The following is a 19,988-nucleotide window of genomic DNA, read 5'->3' on the forward strand; positions in this document are numbered from 1 at the left end:
ATGATCGAAGCTTTCGGGACCTTGGATGACGGCCGGACGGTCGACCGCGTGTGCCTTGCAGCGCACGGGTTGGTCGCCAATGTCCTGACCTGGGGGGCGGTTGTGCAGGACCTTAGACTGGCCAACGTGCCGTATGCCTTGGTTCTGGGCTTTCCCGATTTCAAGCATTATCCGAAGCATTCGCCTAGTTTCGGGTCGATCGTCGGCCGGGTGGCCAATAGAATCAGAAACGGCCATGCACGGATCGATGGGCAATCGTATCAATTCGACCGGAACGTCTTGGGTCGGCATACGCTCCATGGCGGGTCGGAGGGGACCGGCAAGCAGTTGTGGCGGATTGCTGCGGCCGGCGATGATTTTGCGACGCTGACTTTGACACTTCCCGATGGACATATGGGCTTTCCCGGCGCGATGGATGTGACGGCTACCTATCGTATCCTTCCGGGACCCGCCTTGGAGATCGCCATCGACGCTGAATCCGACGCGCCGACATTGTGCAACTTTGCCCACCATAGCTACTTCAATCTTGATGGCGCTGGCGATGGGCGCAGTCAGGAGTTCCAGGTCCACGCCGATCATTTCCTGGAGATCGATGAGGATCTTGTTCCGACAGGCCGCATTGTGCCGGTCGATGGAACACAATTCGATTTTCGCTCCACCCGCCCGATCCTGTTGGGGGATGCGCAATATGACCATAACCTTTGCCTGTCGCGGCAGCGCTGTGCCTGCAGGCCGGTGGCGACGCTCAAGGGGGCGAAGACAGGCGTAGAAATGGTCATTGAGACCACCGAACCGGGCCTGCAACTCTATGACGGCGTCAATATTCCGGCGCGGACGCAAGATCTGCCGGGATTAAACGGCAAACCCTATGCCGCGCATGCCGGCATCGCATTGGAACCACAGGCTTGGCCGGACGCACCGAACCAGGATTGGGTCGATCAGGTCAGCCTGGTTCCGGGGGACACTTATAGCCAAGTGACCCGGTTCGTTTTCGGATAAGCCGGCCACGCTACCCCGCACCATCCACATTCCGCTTCTTGGTCTGGTCTCTAATTTGGCCCGGGTTCAGCAGGAATTCGCTGAATTGTGGTGCGTCGCAATATAAGAGCGGCTTTGAGTAAAGACTCTTCTGCCGCGTGAAATGGAAACATCCTTATACATAATTAGATCTGATAGCAGGGATGTAACAATCTCGCGCGATTTTGGAAAAGTCGAGTATGCGGTGCAGCATGATGTTGTTGCGTTGCAACAAATATTGCGCTTAACTCATATCATCGTACGCAAAACCGTACGAGGGTCAGACGGGGATTCAGAAAGGACAATCGAATGTTGAAGGGAAAGGCAGCCATTATCACCGGTTCCACCAGTGGGATTGGGTTGGGCATTGCCGAAGCATTTGCCGAAGCGGGCTGCGACGTCATGTTGAACGGATTTGGTGATGCGGCCGAAATTGAAACGACCCGTTCCGAGCTTGAGGCCAAGACGGGTGTAAAAGTTCTGTATAACGGCGCGGATATGTCCAAGCCCGAGAGTGTCGCCGGCATGGTCAAGGAAGCGGAAAGTGCTTTCGGCAAGGTCGACATCTTGGTCAACAACGCGGGTATCCAATTCGTGTCGCCGATCGACGAGTTCCCGGAAGGAAAGTACGACGCGATCATCGCGATTAACATGTCGTCCAACTGGCATGCCATTAAGGCAGCGCTGCCGGGCATGAAAAAGCGCAATTGGGGCCGGATCATCAATGTGGCCTCCGCCCACGGGCTGGTGGCGTCGCCGTTTAAGAGTGCCTATGTCATGTCGAAGCACGGCGCGGTTGGGCTTACCAAGACGGTGGCGATGGAAGTTGCGGAAACGAACATCACCTGCAACGCGATTTGCCCGGGTTATGTGCGCACGCCGCTGGTCGAAGGCCAGATCGACGATCAGGCCAAGGCCCATGGCATGAGCCGCGACGAAGTCATCCGAGACGTCCTGCTGGCGTCGCAGCCGAACAAGCGTTTCGTCGAAACCGATGAGTTGGGGGCGCTGGCGGTTTTCCTGTGTTCCGACGGCGCCAAGTCCATCACCGGGGTTTCGATCCCCGTCGATGGCGGCTGGACGGCGCATTAAGACATGATGATGGACATGGACACCAGTGATGAGGCCTTAGGCCCAAGCGACTTACCTCCGACGGCTGACACCGCACCACCGGTGTCCACGTCCAAGAAATCAGCGGCCGTGAAAGCGAAAACGGCAAAAGCCAAAACAGCAAAAGCCAAAACGGCGAAAGCTAAAACTCCGAAAGCCAAGGCAGCCAAATCCAAGTCTGCGAAGGCGGCAAACTTGAAATCGGCCAAGGCCGGGAAGGCAGGCGCTGCAATGGAAACACCTGTTGCGCCTGCGGCGGAGGCCGTCACGGCCCAAGCCCCGGTGGTCACCGAACCGGAACAGCCGGCGACCCACGACAAGCACGGTCGGTTCCACGAAAAGCGCCTGTTCGACCCGCATGGTAAAAAGGTCATCAACCTCGCCTTCCAGGGCGGTGGTGCGCATGGGGCTTTTACCTGGGGTGTCGTGGATCGGCTTTTGGAAGAACCGGCCTTCGAGATCGAGGGGATCACCGGGACCAGTGCCGGGGCCATGAATGCCACGGTTCTTGCCTATGGCCATGCCAAGGGCGGCAATGAAGGCGCGCGCGAAGCCTTGGATAACTTCTGGCACGGTGTGGCGGAAGCGGCCCGGTACAGCCCCTACAAGCCCTCATTCCTCGACAAGATGAAAGGCAACTGGTCGCTCGACAATTCGCCGGGTTATCAGATCATGGACATGATCGGGCGGATGTTCTCGCCCTATGACCTCAATCCCGGCGGCGACAACCCGTTGCGGGAAATCTTGAACAAGCATGTCGATTTCGAATACCTGCGGGAAAATTCGAAAGTCAAAGTGTTCCTCAACGCGGTCAATGTGCGGACGGGGAAGCTGAAGCAGTTCACGAACGACATCATGTCGGTCGACGCCGTCCTGGCCTCTGGCTGTTTGCCGTTCATGTTCCACGCGGTCGAGATCGATGGCGAGCATTATTGGGATGGCGGATATGCCGGAAATCCGGCGCTGTATCCGTTGATCTATTACTGCACCAGTCCCGACATCATGCTGGTTCAGATCAACCCGCTCGAACGCAAGGAATTGCCGCGGTCGGCGCGGCAGATCCTCGATCGCGTCAACGAGATCAGTTTCAATTCCTCCCTGATGCGTGAAATGCGGGCGATCAAATTTGTCTCCGACCTGATCGACCAGGGCAATCTCAGTGAGGAGGAATATGTGAAACTGCACATTCACATGATCTCCAGCGGCGAACTGCAGGAGTTCGGCGCCTCCTCGAAATTGAATGCGGAGCTGGGGTTCCTGCTGACATTGAAACGCCTCGGCCGCGAAACGGCGGAACAGTGGCTCAATGAAAACTGGGACAAGGTCAACCACGAGTCCACCTGCGACTTGGGAACTTTCATGTAACGGGATGGGCCACAGGTCCCGGACCGAACGCAAGATACAGGATCAACGGCCAAGAAACCGGAGGGCACTGCCGTGAACCGTGACGAAATTCTGAAAAAACCGTCTATGCCGATTGCCGGTCCGAGTTATCCCAAAGGACCGTACCGTTTCGTAAACCGCGAATACATGATCATCGTCTATGAAAGCGACCCGGAAGCCGTGCGGCACGCGGTGCCGGAACCGCTGGAGCCGGAGGAAGGCAATCTGGTCTTCTACGAGTGGATCAAAATGCCCGACAGTTCGGGCTTCGGCGACTATACCGAATCCGGCATCGTCATCCCGTGCAGATATCAGGGCGAACCGATCAATTTCACCGCTCAGATGTATCTGGACGACGACCCGCCAATTGCCGCCGGACGCGAGATTTGGGGTTTCCCAAAAAAATGGGCGCATCCGAAGATGGAAGTCGTCGAAGACACCCTGACCGGAACCCTGGATTATGCCGGGCAGCGCGTTGCCACGGGGACTATGGCCTATAAGCATGAAAGTCTGGCCCGCACGCCTGAAAAGACGATCCAGGCACTTGGCAAGACCCAGTGCAATCTGAAGCTTATCCCCGGTCCGGATGGCGAACCCGCGATCTGCCAGCTCATCGCCTACAATCTCACAGAAGTGTCGGTGAAGGGAAGCTGGACGGGTGATGCGCGCCTGCACCTCATTCCGCATGTCAATGCGCCGGTGGCGGATCTACCCGTGCGCAAAGTGGTTGGTGGCCGACATTTTGTGGCCGACCTGACGCTTCCTTACGGCCGTGTCCTTTACGACTATCTGGCCTGACGATTCCGCGGTTTGATCTTGTGAAAGGCTGCGTCGGCTTTCGGCGCAGCCTTTTTTGTCATGTATTTCGCGCGTTCGGCTGGACATTCGTTTGATATGACCGATGTTGAATCGGCGTGTAAGGCCCTATGTCCTTATGTATAACTGGGGCGATTTCGGGACGTTTGGGGGATCCGGCAAGCGGACCCGCAGGTAACCCAACGGTTGGGGCGCGTTTCGCACCCAGACCCGCTACAATGACGCAAGAGCTTTGAGATATAGCCTGTCTTTCCTGATTTCCACCATCATTGTCGTTGTTCTGGCGATGGGCCTGCACGGGCCTTCCCAGGCGCAGGAAAGCGGGACTCAGTCGCAACCGGGGCTGTCCTATGCCGTAACCGTTGACGGATTGGATGCGCTCGACTCTGCGATCGGCGACCAGATCCGAGAGGTGGGCCTGTCCTACCAATTGCAGGAAACGCCACCACCGACGCAGGCGGGCCTGCGCCGCCGGGCGGACCAGGATGTCGAACGTTTCACAGATACGCTGCATTCCCATGGCTATTATGACGCCACCGTGGAAGCGGAAATCCTCCCCGCCGAGGCAGGCGGGCCGGTTACCTTGGCATTCAAGATAGCGCCGGGAACGGTTTATCGTTTGGGTGAGGTCGCGATCCTTCGGTCGGACGTGCCCCAAGGGGCCGTGGCAGACGCCAGCCTGCTCGACTATCTGAACCTTGTTCCAGGCGCCCCCGCGACCGCGGATTCCATAATCGACGCGGAAGGCCTGCTGACGCGGCAATACAAGCTGTACAGCTTTCCCTTCGCGGCGGTGACGGACAGGCGCACGGTGATCGACCGGGAAACAAAGTCGATGACTGTCCACTACACGGTTCGGACCGGTGCGCCCGCCCGGTTCGGCAACATACGTGTCGAGGGTCTTCGCGATGTAAGTGAAGACTTTGTCCTGGCCTATGTGCCGTGGACTCGCGGCGCGGTCTACAATGTCCAACTGATTGAGGAATATCAGCGCAAACTCGCCAGGACGGGTTTGTTCGACTCGGTCACCGTTGCTCCCGACCGGTCGGATACCGCCATACAAGGCGGCTCGGAAGTCCTATCGGTGCCCATCACCATCACCATTTTGGAAAGGGATCACCGATCCATCGGTTTCGGCGCTACCTATTCGACGGAAGAGGGGCCTGGTGCACATGCGTTTTGGGAACACCGGAACCTGTTCGGTAACGGCGAGAACCTTCGCATTTCGACGGAAGCCTCTGACATAGAGCGCGCGCTGACTGGTAGTTTCGAGAAACCGTTGTTCCGGCGGACAGATCAGTCGCTGGTCGCCGAAGGTTCGATCAAGGATGTCACGACCGATGCTTTCGACGAAACCCGTGCGTCCAGCTTTGTAGGTGTGGAACGACAACTGACGCAATCCTGGAGTGTTACCGCCGGGCCGACACTGGAATTGATTTCACAGAACACAGACGAAACGGGCGAAGACGATTTGATTCTGGTCGGGTTTCGAACAGGCTTCAAATTCGACAATACCGATAACTTTCTCGATCCAACACGCGGAAGCCGGATTCAGGTCGATGTATCCCCTTTCCACGATTTCGGCGGATTCAACGAAAGCTTCCTAAGCTCCAGCTTGCATACCTCCCACTACCTGTCGGTAGATGATGACGGGGATTACGTGATAGCTGGGCGCACGCGGGTCGGCACCATCGTCGGCGCCGAGCGGGCAAGGGTTCCCGCCGCCAACCTGTTCTTCGCCGGCGGCGGCGGTTCGGTCCGCGCATTTGGGTTCCAACGGCTGGGCCCATTGGATGGGGACCTCGATCCAATCGGCGGTCGGTCCGTGGTCGAACTCGGCCTGGAATTCCGTGCAAGGATCACGGAAAGCTTCGGCATCGTGCCCTTCTTCGAAGGCGGCAACGTGTATGAAGAAGAACTTCCGGAATTCGGCGAGTTGGACCTGCAATGGGGCGCGGGGCTGGGCTTCCGCTACTATACGGCCATCGGTCCTGTCCGCTTGGATATCGCGGTGCCGATCGACAAGCGTGAGAATATCGACGACGACTATCAGTTCTATGTCAGCCTGGGGCAGGCGTTCTAGATGAGCGATACCCCGCAATCGACGCCTGGGTTGTCACCGAGACGGCGCCGCGCCTGGAAGCGATGGGTCTTGCCGCCGCTTGCCGTGGTGCTTGTCCTAACGGCGGCGGTCTTTTTCCTGACCGCAACCGGACCCGGTTTGCGTTTGGTCCTGCAAATTGCCGAAGGACCGGTCTCCGAAATCATCGACGGCGAATTTTCGATCGAGGATTTGTCGGGATCGTTGTGGTCCGAGGTTCGGATCGGGCGGCTCTCGATGTCGATGCCGGATGGATTTGCGCTGGACAGCCGGAACATACGCTTCGCTTGGCGGCCGAGTGCTTTGTTTGGCGGCCGATTGGATGTGGAGGCTGTCGGGGCCGAGCAGCTGTCGGTTTCTCTGCCGGATACAGTGGCCCCGGTTGAGCCGGATGAAGAGGATACGGGCACCTTTGCCATCCCGCGCCTTCCGATACGGGTCATCGTGCGGCAATTGGACTTTCCGTCGGTCGCGATCGCCATGCCGGATGGGGCCCAATACCAGGCGTCGATCTTAGGCAATGTGGCCACAAGTGAGAGCGACGAGATCCAAGCGAAAATGGACGTAGCGGCGAACCGTGACGGAAAACCGGTAGACCGTGTCACACTTCAGGCGGCGGTGACGCCGGGTGACGCGCCGGTTCTGTCCTTGGTGCTGTCGGCTGAGATACCGACAGACGGCGTTCTCTACGCCGTCCTAGACCTACCTGTGGATTTGCGGCGCCCGCTCTCCGCTTCCGTGTCTGGCAACGGCTTGCTGACCGATTGGGCCGGTGAGGTGAAGACGGCGGCGCAGGGGCTCATCGCTCTCAATGGCAAGATCGGGCTGGGCCTCACTGATGCGGGTGTTCATGTTTCCTTCGATGGCGCGGTTGATTTCGAAGCGCCTGATCTATTTGGGCTGCCGCTCGGTCTGGCGGGGCGTTACGCAATTGCGGTGCCCGACCTGTCTATCCTGGACGATGTCCTGGCCGTTTCCGACGTTCAAGTCACCAAGGAAGGTCTGGCTTCCGTCTCAGCCACCGCGCGGATGAAGTTGGATGCGACCGATTTGTCGGCCGACGGGAGAATTTCCCTCGATCCGGCGGCTGCGGCGTTGGCCGGTCTGCCCATCGCCTTTGAAACGGCACAAATCGACTTCCAGGCTTCCGCCGCGCTTCCTAAAATTCAAGCCGATGTACAAATCGCAGCGAAACAAATCGATGCGTTCGGCAATGTTGTGCGGGCGCTGGACAGCACGCTGTCCGCCAGCGGCGCGCTCGATCAAGAAATCATCCTCAATGCCGGGGTGACGGCGGACCAGGTTGCGTGGAGTGACGATGCCTTGCGATCGCTGCTCGGCGAAACGGTTTCGGTCACCGCACGGGCCGGGATTGATCCTTCCTTCCAGGCCGCCGACGGGATTGAGGTGACGGTCGATCCCCTCGGTGCAACGCTTCGGACGGCCCTGAAGGTCGATGGGGCAACTTTGATCGCCGATACCGTTCAAGCGGATCTAGTCGACTTGGCGCGGCTGAAGCCGATTTTGGGCATGCCCATTGCCGGGTCGGCCTCGGTGCTGCTGTCTGGGTTGACCGTGTCGGAAGACGGTACGATTTCCACGGTCTTCGAGGTTGGTGCTAAAGGCTTGTCGATCATCGACGATCAGGTCACGGGTCTTGTCGGGGCTTCCCCGAGTGCAAAGGGCGACATGTTATTGTCCGATGCTGACGGCCTGGTCCTTACGCTGCACGACGTTCGCGCCCGCGCGGGCGCGGTGACCGGTGTTGTCATCCTTACTCCCGATTTCGGGGAATTGTCCGGGTCGGTAAACGCCAAGGCGATCGCATCGGCGCTTCCCGCCGACATTGGGTTGAGCGTGCAAGGGGATGTAATCGAACTGGCGGCGCGCTTTGCCGGCCCGACCACCCAGCCCGATTTGGACGCGGTGGTTACGCCGTTCGCGGCGGCTGTCTCGGGTAAGGAAATGCAGATGCAGGCCTTGGAGGCGCAGTTGCGGTGGCGGGACGACGCACCGTTCGTGACCTTCCAAGGCGCCGGGGCGGCCATGGGGCTCAATGCCTCAGTCGAAGGTGGCGCGGCTATCCGGCCGGACGGCCTGAATGTGCCGGGTGTCTCTGTTACGGGCGAGGGCTGGAGTGCTTGGGCTGCGGTAAACCTGCCGAACTTTGCATTGCCCGCGGACGGATCGGCCCGGGTCGTTGTTTCTGATGCCGCGCCTTTCACGGCGCTCGCCGGGCTAAATGCCCTGGCGGGCAGGGCAAACTTGGATGTGGAATTCGCGGCAGCAGAGCAGGGAAGCGGTCAGGCGGTTACGGCTAAGATTACGGCCGACCAAATCGCCGTGACGACGGATGCCGCGACATCGCCTATAAAAGTGGGAAGCGTGGATGTAACGGCGGATATCGGCGATGCCTTGGCCCTGCGCGACATAGACGCTTCCGTCGCGATCGAGAATGTTGTCGGTGATGGCTTCCATTTAACGGAAATCGTTGCAGTGCTGCAGGGCACGGGTGAGGCGGTCGATGGCGATGTGACCGTTGCCGGCGTCAACCCGACGCCGGTGGACCTCGCCACGCACGTATCGGGGCGAATACAGCAAGACGGCCAGGGTGAAATTCATCTGACGGGGTTCCGGCTCAGCTACGACGGTTTGGAACAATTGGCGTCCGGTAAGGCCGATGCTTCCTTCGGACCCGACGGTGCGCTTTCCGCCGCTGTGGATTTGGCAATATTGTCCGGTGCACTGACGGCCGGTTACGAGCGTTCCGAGGGCGCTGCATCAATGTCATTGAATGCCGCGAATATCCCGGTTGGACCGCTGGCGGAACTTCAAGGCCAAATGGGTGTTGAGGGCTTTTTCAATGCCAAGGCTGATCTGCGGCAGGAAAACGGTCCCGCCAATGGTGGTTTCTCCATTTCCGCCACAGGACTCCGGACCAAGGATTTGGATAAGGATGTCAGTGTCGGGGTGATGCTCAGCGGTGATGTTGGGGATGAACGCGTTCTTGTGCAGGCGAAGACGGCCGGGACGGGCCTGGACAAGATCGATATTCGCGGAGAATTACCAGTGACTGTTTCCCTCGTGGAACCTGGTGCAGCTGTGAATTCGGATGGTCCGCTGGATGGGATCGTAAAGGCTGAAGTTCCATTGCGGGAGATATGGCCGTATCTGCCTTTGCCGGAACATCGGGTCGCCGGACTGCTTGTTGTGGATGCGCGGCTGGGCGGAACACTGACCAATCCCGCGGTCGAAGGCGACGCGGCATTACGGGATGTGGACTATGAGCACCTGGTGTACGGGACGTTTATCAGGAACATCCAGGGGCGTGTGCGCTTCGCCGGTGAAAACTTCGCGCTCGAAAGTCTGAGCGGTCAGGACGACTACGGCGGCAGCTTCAACATCAGCGGCCAAGGTAGTCTCGCCGGCGGCACACCCAGCTTTGATATCGCAACGAAATTAAACACGCTTCGCGTGGTAAACAGTGACGCCGTGAAGGCCGACGTCGATGCGGACATCAACACGCGGCAACAAGCGGATGGCATGCTTGTCGAAGGCAAGGCGGTAATCCGCCGGGCGGAAGTGGACTTGGGCGTCGCGCTGCCGCCCAGCATTTCAACATTGGATGTAGAGGACGGAAGCGAGGCTACAGCCGAGTCCAAAGAGGAAGCCGAGCCATCCAAAATTGCTTTGGATATCATCGTCGACGCGCCGGGTCAGATCTTCGTCCGTGGCCGTGGTCTTGAGTCCGAGTGGGAAGGCAATGTGAAGGTTACGGGTACGGCCAAGCAGCCGATCGTCTCCGGCGGGCTCGCCGCACGTCGCGGCCGGATCGACGTCATCGGCAAAGGCTTTACCCTCGACGATTCCAAAATCCAATTCTTCGGCGGGGAGACGATCGATCCCATGCTGGATATTCGCGGCGTTCATGAAGGTGACGAGATCACCGTCATTGCCTTGTTGGAAGGGCCTGCGAGCAAGCCGGAAATCACACTACAATCGCAACCTCCATTGCCGGAGGACGAGGTGCTGAGCCGGTTACTGTTCGGCAAGACGGCATCCAGCCTGGGCCCACTTGAAGCCGCGCAACTCGCCGCCTCGGCTTCGGAATTGGCGGGCGGGGGATCTGGCGTCGATGTGCTGGGAACGATACGCAACTTTGTGGGCGTGGACGTTCTGGAAGTGGATACATCGGGCGATACTGCCGCGGTGAAGGCGGGAACCTATGTGGCCGATGGCGTCTTTGTCGGCGCCAAACAAGGGGCTGCGCCAGGATCCAGCAGCGTGACCGTTGAAGTCGAGGTGACGCCGAATATCTCTGTGACGACCGAATCCGGCCAGACCAGTTCGAACGCCGGCGTAAACTTCAAATGGGACTATTAACCGCTGTTCGAACGCGGCCGGAAATATGCGTGCGACAAAGGACGCGCGATTGCGGTTTGAACCGCGGTTGGGCTTTCGGGTATCGTGCGCCTTACAACACACTCCAATCGGCATTTACACCTTTACGAAAGGGAACGGCTTAATGGCTAGCGACTCACTTCACGCCCCCCGGGAACGCCTGTCCAAGGATACCATTCATCTGCATCATGCGATCGTCTCGTTGATGGAAGAGTTGGAGGCCGTGGATTGGTATCGCCAGCGCTCGGACGATTGTGACGATCCGGCGCTAAAGGAAATTCTGCTGCACAACATGCGCGAAGAAATGGAACATGCGGCGATGGTTCTGGAATGGATCCGCCGTAACAACTCGGATTTCGAGGGTTTCCTGAAAGAGTTTCTGTTCACTGACGGCGATATTGGCCACCACTAGGCCCGTCTAAGTATTGTGCGGGCGCCGCGAACGCGATTTAGGGCGCCCGCACCTTTATTTGACGCGCGCTAGCGTCAGTCGGAAAAAACTCGTTCCGTCGCGGGCGAATTCGATCGTCAGATCCCCGTTCATGGCGCGCATGATCGCTCGACTGATCGGCAGGCCCAAGCCGGCGCCTTGGTCCCGGTCGGCCCTGGACCCGCGGGCGAACTTCTCGAAAATCATTGAGGATTCAGCGCGCGTAACGCCGCCGCCATTGTCGATGATATCGATCCAGATCTTGTCGTTCTTGACGGTTGAGACGATGCGGATCGTCGGGGTCGTCGCGCTGTTGTACTTGACGGCGTTGGACAGAAGATTAATCAGCACCTGACGCAGTCGGTCGTCATTGGCGCGGATCAGTGTCCCTTGCGGAACCGGTGCGACCCTGACCCCAACACCGTTGTTCCGGGTCATGCCGGAGACCGCATCGATCGCGCCGCCGACTGCCGCGTTCACCTCGATCTTTTCCAAATCCAGGCTGACCGTCCCGGCTTCCAGACGGCTCATATCCAACAACTCATCCAGTAGCCTGGTCAGGCGCAGGCTTTCGGTCTGAATGATCGTAACGAATCTGTCGCGGTCTTCCTGCGAGACGTCTTCGTTGCTGACAAGGATGTCCGAGAAAGACCGTATGGACGTCATCGGCGTCCGCAATTCGTGGCTGACCTGACTGAGGAATTCGTCCTTCTGCGCATCCAGCGCCTTCAGTCTTTCGTTGGCGTTTCGCAGTTGTTGGGCCGCATGTTCCAGTTCCGCCGATTTTTCGGCCAACTGACGGGACGTTTCGATCAATTCCTGGGTTTCGTCGGCGATGTCGATCAACTCGGTGATGCCGACAGATTCCTGCCCCGCAATTCGCGTCACCATGGCATGAGCGGAAGCGGCCCCGATAGAGCCGGCCAATTCCCGTTCCAACCGGGCGATCACCTCGTCGGTGGCGTGCGGCAGTCCTGCATCCGTCCCTTGTCCGGCCGCCATCTCGTCGAACAGGCGGCGGGCGGGTTCAGTGCCCAGGATGCGTTGAGCAAGGACGAAAAGGTCCTCGGAATCTGCGGTTCCAACTGTGGTGCGGGATGGGCCGCCACCGGAAGACCGGTAGACGTCGACGAAGAGGGCGCTTTGCAGCCGCTCCAATGCATTCGGGCGCGTCACGCTGGAAACCAACACGAAACTGAGTGCGTTCATCCCGACACTCCAAAAGACCGCATGAACCAGCGGATCCATGCCCGCCAGACCGAACAAGGCTTGGGGACGGAGCAGTTCAATTCCGAACGGGCCGGTTTTGATCGTCGCTTCGGATAGCAGCAAATCGCCACCAAAACTCGGCAGGAAGAAGGTGTAGGCCCATAAGGCAAAACCGATCATCAGGCCGACAAGCGCTCCTTTCCGCGTCGCGCCGCGCCAGAAGATGCCGCCGATCAAACTGGGCATGAACTGGGCCACGCCGACGAAGGCGATAAGGCCGATGGCAGCGAGCGCGTCGGAACCGCCGCTGCCCCGGAAATAGAGGAATCCAAGCCCAAGGATCGCGGCGATACTGAACCGGCGGGACACCAGCAACAGATTCCGGACATCGCCGCTGACCGCGTGATCTCCCGGCAGCAGCCGCAAGGCGACCGGCATGACGATATGGTTGGAGACCATGGTGGAAACCGCGATGGCCGCGACGATGACCATGGAGGTCGCAGAGGAAAACCCGCCGAGGAATGCGAACAATGCTAGTTCATGCCGATGTTCCGCCAGCGGGATGGTCAGGACGTAGAGGTCCGGGTTCGCTCCCACGGGCATGACCTTCGCACCGACGATCGCGATCGGCATGATGAAGAGGGTCATCCCGAACAGGTATAGCGGAAACAGCCATGACGCCGTCGTCAGATGACTTTCCTTGATATTTTCCACCACGGTAACTTGGAACTGACGCGGCAGGCAGATGACGGCGGTGGCAGACAGAAATGTAATCGCAACCCAACGCGTTCCGAACACGCCGTCCTGTCCCAGTATGGCTTCCGGCGGCACATCGGCGAAGATGTCGCCGAAACCGTCGGATACGCCATAGACCGCGAAGATGCCAACAGCGATCAGCGCCAACAATTTCACGATCGCTTCCAATGCAATGGCCGAAACGACGCCGTGATGCCGCTCGTTGGCGTCCAGGTTGCGGGTTCCGAACAGAATGGTGAACAACGCCATGCCGGCGGCGACCCAGAAAGCGGTGGTAATCTCATCCACCTCGCCCGCGATGACCTGATAACTTCGCGTCACGGACTGAAGTTGCAGCGCGATATAGGGGGTGGTCGCGATCACGGCGATAACGGTCACCAAGACAGCCAGGCTGGGGCTTTTTCCATAACGCGATGAAATCAAATCGGCGATGGAGGTAACACGGTGCGCGCGTCCGATGCGCACAAGCTTCCTCAGCAGCCACCACCATCCAACGAAAACCAGGGTGGGACCCAGATAGATCGTGATGAACTCCAACCCGTTTCGCGCCGCCGATCCGACCGCGCCATAGAACGTCCACGACGTGCAATAGACCGAAATCGACAAGGTGTAGACCACGGGTGACTGAAGCCACCGCATCGGGTTGGTTCGGGTTCGGCGGTCGACAATGAAGGCGACGGCAAAAAGAAGGGCGACATAACCCAGGCAGGCGAAGAGTAGGATGTCGGTGGAAAGCATCAGCCGTCCTGGTCCGACGACGTGTCGGATTGCGAGCGGTAGTCCATCCGACCCAGCGGCTTCGCCAAAATGGCCGCGCCTATGATCAGCGCAAACCACACCGAAAAAATATAAAAGATCAGGATGGGTATCCCGAAGACGGTACTATCCAGTAGGAAGATGCTTGCTACTGGTGGCATTAACAGCACCGCGCCGACAATCAGCAGGACCAGAGACCGGTCCCGTGTTTCTCGCCGTGAAAGCTGAAGGTCGGCCCTATCTCTCACAGCATTCCGTTCCCGTCAGGCGGATCCCTGTGCGGCAAGCCGTTCTACGGCGGCAACCAGTTCGGCATTGGCAAAGGGTTTGGTGATGAAAAGGTCCGCGCCGCATTCCAGGGCCGTTTCACGGTCCTCCCGCTGACCTTTCGCGGTCAGCATCAGCACAGGCAGGGATTCTGCACGTTGGTCGGCGCGAAGACGCCTAAGTATCTCGTAGCCGTCCAGTTCCGGGAGCATGACATCGAGAATGAGGACATCGGGCACATTCGCCAGAACGGATTCCAGCGCTTGCCGTCCATCCGATTCGACCCCCACTTCGAACCCGGCTCTTTCCAGAAGAAATGTCAGCGATTCGACGATGTTGGGTTCGTCCTCCGCCAACAGGACCCGCTTTGTCATTCCCGAATATCCTCCCGAACTTCGGCCTTATTTTGTTTTTTTGGCCTTCCCTAATTATCGGCACTTTTGGCCGCGCTGCAATCCACGATATTTACGGGTCGATCCACGGACGTCTTTTACGTCTAAGCCGCCAAGGGGTCTTCCACGCGATGAAGGCAGTTCCGGCGCGGGCACAAGCGGCAACTGGGGCCGACTTCCTCTACCGGGGCGTTCGTCTCCGCGGCATAGACCGTGCGTTGGGCATCCGCCTCGCTGGTGGCGAGCATGTCGGTCACATAATGGCGCGGTTTCCCGAATCCTGTCGGGCCGGTATTTCGGGCACGGGCAACAAATACGAACCGCGCGCCGGACGGAAATAAGGCGCGCTGGCGGATGACCGTTTCCGGCGATTGCTGTGCGCGATATAGCACCCATAGCGGACAGGCGGCGGCGTAGCGCGGAATAGCAAGGCCTGGCAGACCGAGCATTTCGATGATCGTGCCGGCTGCGTTGGCGCGGAAATACCCGAAGCGCGGCACATTTTCGGTGCGCGGCAATGCGGTCAACCGGTGGCATACCGCGTTGATTCCGGTCGAAAACACCTCCGACAGCGCTTCGATGTCGTACCGCAACTCGTCGGAATATTCCTGGAATGCCTTCATCGGCATGAGGATGGCGCCGACCGCGTAATCCATAAGGGCCTGTGTTGCCCGGGTCCGGGCGGCGGCGGTTTCTACTTCGCGGTGGCTGCCGATCAAGTCCTTGATCAGGCCGCTCAAATGCTCGCGGGTCAATTCCAATGCCTTGGCGTGCCGGGACACGGGGTGGGGGCTGGTCAAATGCGGCGCGAGTTTTTCGGCAAACTCCTCAAGCTCCGCGAAGTGGTTTTCGCGCGCCGTGAACAAGGCTTCCACCTCGTCGATCGGCGTCAGGATTCGGTTCTCCTCCTCCGCCTTGTCCAGGTAGACAGCCAAGGCTTCCCCGATATCCGACAGGACCCGACTTTCCTCGGAGATAATGTGATGAAACCGTTCTTTCCGTTCTTCGGGGGCGTCCGGGTAGTCGGTCAAGATTTCCGCGGCGGACCGGATGGACGCAATCCGGGTCAGCATCCGGTGGACAGCTTCGTTCAGGAATGGATCGTTGGACAGACGTTCAGAGAGCGTTTGGGCGCGGGCCGACGCTTCGTGTTCCGATCGGGCCAGGGCCGCCATCGACCTGGCCCAGCCGGGGAAGCGCCCGATCAATTCGCTTGTCCGGTGGCTTTCGATATTCATGCCCTGCAGTGACGGCAGGTGGGCGATTTCCACCAAGGTCTCGTGCAACCGGTGTTCGGACGCGCCGTCCAAATCCTCGATAGCGAGGTTCAAGCGTTCCGCGATATTGCGCAGCAGCGTCCCTGCGATGGGGCGTTTGTTCCACTCGATCAGGTTCAGATAGGAGGCGGAAATGCCGATGCGGCGCGCCAATTCTGCCTGCGTGATCCCGATTTCACGTCGACGCTGCCGAATTCGTGTGCCGACGATGGTATCGACCATCTTCAGGTTTTCCTTATTTGATATGGGTTTATCCGAATTGCACAGTCAATGATTTACAGATTTGTGCGGTTGCACAATAAATAATTTACAAAAAAATCGTTATAGGTCAACTATTTATTGTAAATTTTACATAGCGGGCGCAGTGTGCGGGCGGGTGGTTGAGCACCCGAGCCGGATGCGGACCGCTAAGAACGGATCCCGTCTTCGGCAAGAAGTACGGGGAAACGCACAAAGGGAGATCCTTTAGATGAGCAAATTTGAAATTAACCGCCGTGGGCTGCTGAAAAGTACGGCAGCCGCTGGCGCAGGGTTGGCTCTGCCGACCATGTTCACCAGCAGTGCTTGGTCAGCCGGATATTTGAATGAGCCGAAAGGCAGCACCGTCACGTTCGGTTTCAACGTTCCGCAGACCGGCGCCTATGCCGATGAAGGCGCGGACGAATTACGCGCTTACGAATTGGCCGTTGAACACATCAACGGTGAAGGCGATGGCGGCATGCTGAACACGTTCTCGTCGAAGGCGCTGCAAGGAAACGGCGTCAATGGCAAGAAGGTCGTGTTCGTTACCGGTGATACGCAGACCAAATCCGACGCCGCCCGCGCCAGCGCGAAGCGGATGATTGAAAAGGACGGCGCCATCATGATCACCGGCGGTTCGTCCTCCGGTGTTGCGATCGCTGTCCAGGGCCTGTGCCAGGACGCCGGCGTCATCTTCATGGCCGGTCTGACCCACTCCAACGACACGACCGGTAAAGACAAGCGCGCCAACGGTTTCCGTCACTTCTTCAACACCGAAATGTCGGGTGCTGCACTCGCGCCGGTGCTGAAGAACAACTACGGTTCTGATCGCGTGGCCTATCACCTGACCGCCGATTACACCTGGGGTTGGTCGCAGGAAGGTTCGATCAAGAAGTATACCGAAGCTCTTGGCTGGAAGACCGCTGCCGCGGTTCGCACGCCGCTTGGCGCCGGTGACTTCTCGCAGTACATCACGCCGGTTCTTAACTCCGGCGCCGACGTGCTGGTCTTGAACCATTACGGCCGTGACATGGTCAACTCGTTGACTCAGGCCGTTCAGTTCGGTCTGCGCGACAAGCAGGTCAATGGGAAAGACTTCGCGATCGTCGTTCCGCTCTATAGCCGCCTGATGGCTCAGGGTGCGGGCGAAAACGTCAAAGGCATCTTCGGGTCCACCAACTGGCACTGGTCGCTGCAGGATGAGGGCTCCAAAGCCTTCGTGAAGTCCTTCGGTCAGAAATACGGCTTCCCGCCCAGCCAGGCTGCGCACACCTGCTATAGCCAGGCGATCCTGTATGCCGATGCGTGCCAGCGTGCGGGCACCTTTATGCCGTCCGGCGTGGGTGCGGCCCTGGAAGGCTTCGAATTCGACGGCCTGGGCAACGGTCCGACCGAATATCGTGCGGCCGACCACCAGTGCTTCAAGGATGTCTTGGTCGTGAAGGGTAAAGAAAACCCGAGCTCCAAGTTCGACGTTCTCGAAGTCGTCGAAGTTACGCCGCGTGCTCAGGTCGAGTATCCGGCCGACATGCTGGGTGGTGAATTGGGCCCGTATAACAACGGCGCCTAAACTTTCCGCCTTGTTGACGATGGTCGTCCCCACTGCCTTGGGGGCGGCCATCCTTTCCTGGGGAGGTCTTAACCCATGGACGCGATCCTGCTGCAAATTTTGAACGGCCTGGACAAAGGCGGCGCCTACGCCCTCATTGCCCTGGGTCTTACGATCATCTTCGGCACGCTCGGCGTGGTGAACTTCGCGCATGGCGCCTTGTTCATGCTGGGTGCTTTTTGTGCCGTTTCGGTGAAAGCCGTCCTGAGTCTCGAAAGGGTCGTGGAAGACCCGAACCAACTCACCGCCTGGGGCACGCCGATGGAAATTCGGACCCCATTCGTGGAAGTCTGGTTCGGCGATTTCGGGGCTACGATTTTGGACTATTCCGTTCCGGTCTCCATCCTGATCGCCATACCGGTAATGCTTTTGATCGGCATCGCGATGGAACGTGGCCTGGTGCGCTTTTTCTATAAGCGGGCGCACGCGGATCAGATCCTGGTGACCTTCGGGCTGGCGATCGTATTGCAGGAAATCGTCAAGGCACAGTTCGGGGCCAACCCTATTCCGCAGCCGGCGCCGGAAGCCGCCAGCGGGATGATTGATTTCGGTATCATGGTGGGGATCGATGCAGGCAACGTTGTCTATCCGGCGTGGCGGCTGATCTATTTCGTGTTCTCCGCCGTCGTCATTGGCGCCGTCTTCGCATTCCTACAGTTCACGACCTTCGGCATGGTCGTCAGGGCCGGCATGGCCGACCGCGAGACGGTCGGGTTGCTCGGTATCGATATTGACCGGCGATTTACCATCGTTTTCGGAATTGCCGCGATCGTCGCCGGACTTGCCGGCGCCATGTATACGCCGATCCTAAGCCCTGACTATCACATGGGCATGGACTTCCTGGTGCTCAGTTTCGTGGTTGTCGTTGTCGGCGGCATGGGCTCGCTGACCGGCGCGGTCTCCGCAGGCTTCCTGCTCGGGATTCTGCAAAGCTTCGCGTCCATGAACGAAGTGAAGGACATCCTTCCGGGCATCGACCAGATCATTATCTATCTCATCGCCGTCGTCATCCTGTTGGTGCGTCCGCGCGGTTTGATGGGTCGAAAAGGCGTGATGGAGCACTAAGTCATGAAAATGTTCTCAATGGACAAGAAGGACATCCTTCTTTTTCTCTGCTTCTCCGTCGCCGTGCTTACGGGGCCGATTATTCTGGAGCCGTTCGGCGCCGGATATCCCGACTTGCTGCAAAAGTTCGCGATATTCGGAATCTTCGCATTGGGATTCAACATCCTGTTCGGCTTGACGGGTTATCTGTCCTTCGGTCATGCGGCGTTCCTGGGCATGGGATCCTATACCGCGGTCTGGACGTTTAAACTGCTCAGCATGAACCCGATCCCCGCGATTGTCTTCGCGACCGTCATGGGCGGACTGTTCGCAGCGTTGATCGGTTTCATTTCGCTACGGCGGTCGGGGATCTACTTCTCGATCCTGACGCTGGCCTTCGCGCAGATGAGCTATAATCTGGCTTATTCGGTGCTGACGCCGATCACGAACGGTGAAACGGGGCTGCAATTGAACCAAGCCGACCCGCGCGTCCTCGACGTCATGTTCGGGCGCGATTACGGCGCGGTGCTGCCGTCATCCGACTTCTTCGGATTGGATATGACGGGGTATCCGGGGTTCTACTTCTGCGGCATTGTCCTGATCATCTGCTTCTTCATTGCCATGCGGATATTCCGGTCCCCGTTCGGCATGATGCTGCGCGCGATCAAGTCGAACCAGAACCGGATGAACTATACCGGCTTCAATACGCGACCCTACACGCTGGCGGCTTTCGTTATCTCCGGCATGTATGCCGGTCTGGCCGGCGGCCTCATGGCCGTCACCGACCCGCTTGCCGGGGCAGAGCGCATGCAGTGGACCGCATCCGGTGAAGTGGTTCTGATGACCATCTTGGGCGGGGCTGGGACCCTGTTGGGGCCGGTTATCGGGGCAGGTGCCATCAAGTATTTCGAGAATATCTTCTCGGCCTTCAACGAAGGCATCCTGATGGGCATCTATGACTTCCTGCCGGAAACGTTGCAGCACATCATGGTGAGTGTTTCCGGTCTGTTTGTCGGTGAAGGGTGGCATCTGACGCTGGGGGCGTTGTTCATGCTCATCGTCATCTTCCTGCCTGGCGGGCTGATGGAAGGCTTCAACCGGATCAAGACCTTGGTGACGAACCGCACAGGTGGCGGAAGCGACGGGGCGGCTACGCCCGCGGCCGCGGAATAGGGGGAGG

14 protein-coding genes are annotated in these 19,988 nt (G+C 58.8%); 10 read left to right on the forward strand and 4 right to left on the reverse strand.

Features of this window, described 5'->3' with window-relative positions:
* The 7 genes from EOI86_RS02745 to EOI86_RS02780 all read left to right on the forward strand — a co-directional run bounded on the left by EOI86_RS02745 (window position 1) and on the right by EOI86_RS02780 (window position 11,240).
* Complete coding sequence (locus tag EOI86_RS02745) at window positions 1-999, forward strand: aldose epimerase family protein (RefSeq protein ID WP_127763603.1); 999 nt, start codon at window positions 1-3, stop codon at window positions 997-999.
* A gap of 327 nt (window positions 1,000-1,326) precedes the next feature.
* Window positions 1,327-2,109, forward strand: a complete 783-nt coding sequence (locus EOI86_RS02750; RefSeq protein ID WP_127763604.1) for a 3-hydroxybutyrate dehydrogenase — start codon at window positions 1,327-1,329, stop codon at window positions 2,107-2,109.
* Between the two features lie 249 nt (window positions 2,110-2,358).
* Complete coding sequence (locus tag EOI86_RS02760; protein WP_127763606.1) at window positions 2,359-3,492, forward strand: patatin-like phospholipase family protein; 1,134 nt, start codon at window positions 2,359-2,361, stop codon at window positions 3,490-3,492.
* 72 nt (window positions 3,493-3,564) lie between these two features.
* Window positions 3,565-4,308, forward strand: coding sequence for an acetoacetate decarboxylase (locus EOI86_RS02765; RefSeq protein ID WP_127763607.1), 744 nt, complete (start codon window positions 3,565-3,567; stop codon window positions 4,306-4,308).
* Between the two features lie 250 nt (window positions 4,309-4,558).
* The gene (locus EOI86_RS02770; RefSeq protein WP_127763608.1) at window positions 4,559-6,409 is read left to right on the forward strand and encodes an autotransporter assembly complex protein TamA; all 1,851 of its coding nucleotides are present in this window, start codon (window positions 4,559-4,561) and stop codon (window positions 6,407-6,409) included.
* Entirely contained in the window at window positions 6,410-10,810 is a 4,401-nt protein-coding gene (locus EOI86_RS02775) for a translocation/assembly module TamB domain-containing protein (RefSeq protein WP_127763609.1), read from the forward strand. It begins immediately after the preceding gene.
* 142 nt (window positions 10,811-10,952) lie between these two features.
* Window positions 10,953-11,240 (forward strand): ferritin family protein, encoded by a 288-nt coding sequence (locus tag EOI86_RS02780; RefSeq protein WP_127763610.1) that lies wholly within the window; start codon window positions 10,953-10,955, stop codon window positions 11,238-11,240.
* A gap of 54 nt (window positions 11,241-11,294) precedes the next feature.
* On the opposite strand, the gene EOI86_RS02785 is transcribed toward EOI86_RS02780, so the two are convergent.
* The 4 genes from EOI86_RS02785 to EOI86_RS02800 all read right to left on the reverse strand — a co-directional run bounded on the left by EOI86_RS02785 (window position 11,295) and on the right by EOI86_RS02800 (window position 16,137).
* On the reverse strand, window positions 11,295-13,961 hold the full coding sequence (locus EOI86_RS02785) for an ATP-binding protein (RefSeq protein WP_127763611.1): 2,667 nt from the start codon (window positions 13,959-13,961) through the stop codon (window positions 11,295-11,297).
* Window positions 13,961-14,227, reverse strand: coding sequence for a hypothetical protein (locus EOI86_RS02790; protein WP_127763612.1), 267 nt, complete (start codon window positions 14,225-14,227; stop codon window positions 13,961-13,963). The genes EOI86_RS02785 and EOI86_RS02790 overlap by 1 nt, the downstream gene beginning before the upstream one ends.
* A gap of 15 nt (window positions 14,228-14,242) precedes the next feature.
* Window positions 14,243-14,620 (reverse strand): response regulator transcription factor, encoded by a 378-nt coding sequence (locus tag EOI86_RS02795; RefSeq protein ID WP_127763613.1) that lies wholly within the window; start codon window positions 14,618-14,620, stop codon window positions 14,243-14,245.
* A gap of 122 nt (window positions 14,621-14,742) precedes the next feature.
* Complete coding sequence (locus tag EOI86_RS02800; RefSeq protein WP_127763614.1) at window positions 14,743-16,137, reverse strand: helix-turn-helix domain-containing protein; 1,395 nt, start codon at window positions 16,135-16,137, stop codon at window positions 14,743-14,745.
* A 247-nt stretch (window positions 16,138-16,384) separates the two neighbouring features.
* On the opposite strand from EOI86_RS02800, the gene EOI86_RS02805 reads away from it, so the two are divergent.
* From EOI86_RS02805 to EOI86_RS02815, 3 genes are all read left to right on the forward strand, one after another.
* Window positions 16,385-17,725: a substrate-binding protein gene (locus tag EOI86_RS02805; protein WP_127763615.1), complete on the forward strand. Its 1,341-nt coding sequence runs from the start codon at window positions 16,385-16,387 to the stop codon at window positions 17,723-17,725.
* A gap of 75 nt (window positions 17,726-17,800) precedes the next feature.
* The gene (locus EOI86_RS02810; protein ID WP_127763616.1) at window positions 17,801-18,829 is read left to right on the forward strand and encodes a branched-chain amino acid ABC transporter permease; all 1,029 of its coding nucleotides are present in this window, start codon (window positions 17,801-17,803) and stop codon (window positions 18,827-18,829) included.
* A 3-nt stretch (window positions 18,830-18,832) separates the two neighbouring features.
* Window positions 18,833-19,981, forward strand: coding sequence for a branched-chain amino acid ABC transporter permease (locus EOI86_RS02815; RefSeq protein WP_240035558.1), 1,149 nt, complete (start codon window positions 18,833-18,835; stop codon window positions 19,979-19,981).
* The last annotated feature ends 7 nt before the right edge of the window (window positions 19,982-19,988 follow it).

Source organism: Hwanghaeella grinnelliae, from assembly GCF_004005845.1.
GTDB classification, from domain to species: Bacteria; Pseudomonadota; Alphaproteobacteria; order UBA8366; family Aestuariispiraceae; genus Hwanghaeella; species Hwanghaeella grinnelliae.

What these genes read in the sequence shown, in the direction of transcription:
- EOI86_RS02795 (WP_127763613.1), bottom strand. Translation starts at nt 14,620, where the DNA reads ATGACAAAGCGGGTCCTGTTGGCGGAGGACGAACCCAACATCGTCGAA.
- EOI86_RS02760 (WP_127763606.1), top strand. Translation starts at nt 2,359, where the DNA reads ATGGAAACACCTGTTGCGCCTGCGGCGGAGGCCGTCACGGCCCAAGCC.
- EOI86_RS02805 (WP_127763615.1), top strand. Translation starts at nt 16,385, where the DNA reads ATGAGCAAATTTGAAATTAACCGCCGTGGGCTGCTGAAAAGTACGGCA.
- EOI86_RS02810 (WP_127763616.1), top strand. Translation starts at nt 17,801, where the DNA reads ATGGACGCGATCCTGCTGCAAATTTTGAACGGCCTGGACAAAGGCGGC.
- EOI86_RS02745 (WP_127763603.1), top strand. Translation starts at nt 1, where the DNA reads ATGATCGAAGCTTTCGGGACCTTGGATGACGGCCGGACGGTCGACCGC.
- EOI86_RS02800 (WP_127763614.1), bottom strand. Translation starts at nt 16,137, where the DNA reads ATGGTCGATACCATCGTCGGCACACGAATTCGGCAGCGTCGACGTGAA.
- EOI86_RS02750 (WP_127763604.1), top strand. Translation starts at nt 1,327, where the DNA reads ATGTTGAAGGGAAAGGCAGCCATTATCACCGGTTCCACCAGTGGGATT.
- EOI86_RS02780 (WP_127763610.1), top strand. Translation starts at nt 10,953, where the DNA reads ATGGCTAGCGACTCACTTCACGCCCCCCGGGAACGCCTGTCCAAGGAT.
- EOI86_RS02785 (WP_127763611.1), bottom strand. Translation starts at nt 13,961, where the DNA reads ATGCTTTCCACCGACATCCTACTCTTCGCCTGCCTGGGTTATGTCGCC.
- EOI86_RS02775 (WP_127763609.1), top strand. Translation starts at nt 6,410, where the DNA reads ATGAGCGATACCCCGCAATCGACGCCTGGGTTGTCACCGAGACGGCGC.
- EOI86_RS02815 (WP_240035558.1), top strand. Translation starts at nt 18,833, where the DNA reads ATGAAAATGTTCTCAATGGACAAGAAGGACATCCTTCTTTTTCTCTGC.